Origin of the sequence: Vibrio sp. 10N.247.310.24 (genome assembly GCF_041467175.1) — a bacterium.
Taxonomy (GTDB): Bacteria; Pseudomonadota; Gammaproteobacteria; order Enterobacterales; family Vibrionaceae; genus Vibrio; species Vibrio tasmaniensis_A.
Window position 1 is genome coordinate 1 of record NZ_JBFSUD010000173.1, and the last position, 1,835, is coordinate 1,835.

A 1,835-nucleotide genomic window follows, 5' to 3' on the forward strand; every position below is an offset into this window, starting at 1 on the left:
ATCGCTTAATTGGTAACGTTAACCTGGTGGCCTATGTGTTTACCACTGACCAGTTTGGTTACGAAAAAGACCTACGTGCCGAAGTGGTCGCAGGAAAGTTAGTACGTGAATTGATGGATAGAAGCGCACTGCCAACATCCTATGGTCGCGTTGAAAACGTACGCAGTGACAATTTATACAGCGGTGAAATTGACAAGCTTGGTATTGCTATCTGGTCTGTCACTTGGTCGCAGCAATGGTACTTAGATGAAGAGATTGATCTCAGTACGTTAGATGACTTCATTACCTTTGGTCTGAAAGGTGAAATCGCAGATGGCGCACCCACCATTGATGGTGAAGTGAAGCTGCCTCAATAAACCGTGACAAAAATATAGGACTTAATCATGTCGTTAAAAAAGAATCTGATCCCCATTAAACCCAAGAACGCCGAAGTGCCCGTACGCAAACCTGAAGGTGGTTTTGTTAACGCAGCTGGTGAAGAAGTCGAACGCACAGGCTACTGGGTTCGAAGAATTAATGATGGCGACGTGGTGTTAGTCCCTCAAAAAGATTGGGATGCAGCCAAGGCGGCACTGGCAAAAGAAAAAGCCGATGCCATCGAGCAACAAAAGAAAGCGCTGGCGAAAGAAGCCAAGGCTACAATCTCTAAAACTGAAGGAGAATAAGCATGTCATTGGGCTCTATTCCTAACGATATTCGAGTACCACTCGTTTATATCGAGATCGACAACAGCGAAGCGAATTCAGGCACACCCGCTTTGGCTCAGAAAGTATTAGTACTTGGCCAACAGCTGGCAACGGGCAGTGCTGACGCACTTACACTGAATCGCATTACCACAAGTGAAAGCCAAATTGATGACCTTTACGGTAAAGGTTCAATGCTTTCTCGTACGCTTAAGAAGTTCCGAAAAACCAATGAATTTACTGACGTGTATGCATTGGGTGTGGCTGACTTGGCAGCAACTGCGGCTAAGGGTGAGATTACCGTTACGGCAACCACGGTTAAAGCAGGTGTGATCGCGTTACTGATTGCTGGCGAAAGCGTGCAGGTAACGGTGAAAGATACGGACGATGCTGATTCTATTGCTACGGCCATCATTGCTAAGGTGAATGCTGATACCAACCTGCCTGTTACTGCTGCTTTGAAAGCGGCGTCTACCGATATTGTAGAGCTTACGTGTAAATGGACAGGTATTACGGGCGACGATATCGATATCCGTTACAACTACTACGACGGTGAGTTCTTGCCTGGTGGTGTGACTATTGCGATTACCGACATGACAGGCGGCGCAGGAACGCCAGACATGAGCGCTGTTATCGCGGTTATTCCGAACGAATGGTACAACCATATCGTGATGCCGTTTAACGATACCCAATCAATGAATGACCTACGTGACGAACTGGTTAATCGTTGGGGCCCACTCAAGATGATTGAAGGCATTGCTTACACCGCGTTCCGTGGCACCTTTGCTGAGACGGGTGCGTTTGGCTCTGCGCGTAATGACTTCTTGTTTACGTGTATGGGTACGAACAGTTCTCCAAACTCGCCTTGGGAATTTGCTGCCGCTTATGCAGGCCGAGCGTCTTACTCACTGGGTATTGATCCTGCTCGCCCTCTTCAAACGTTAGTGCTAACCAGTTTGCTGCCACCGGCTAAAACCGCTCAGTGGGATATGACCGAGCGCAATCTACTTTTGCACGATGGTATTGCCACATACATGGTGACACCTGGCAATGAAGTAGCGATTGAACGTGAAGTGTCAATGTATCGTCAGAATGCTTATGGCGACCCAGACCCAAGCTATCTTGATATCACTACGCCAGCGACGTTGGGTT

The 1,835-nt window shown here is 47.7% G+C and carries 2 protein-coding genes and 1 pseudogene; all 3 read left to right on the forward strand.

The genetic code is table 11. The features are described 5' to 3' along the window. Positions 1-356, forward strand: a pseudogene (locus tag AB6E08_RS23135) (hypothetical protein); the annotation flags it as partial. A 27-nt stretch (positions 357-383) separates the two neighbouring features. Continuing rightward, positions 384-665, forward strand: coding sequence for a DUF2635 domain-containing protein (locus AB6E08_RS23140; protein WP_372067328.1), 282 nt, complete (start codon positions 384-386; stop codon positions 663-665). A 2-nt stretch (positions 666-667) separates the two neighbouring features. Next, the coding region (locus AB6E08_RS23145) for a phage tail sheath subtilisin-like domain-containing protein (RefSeq protein ID WP_372160335.1) at positions 668-1,835 on the forward strand (1,168 nt) is incomplete at its 3' end.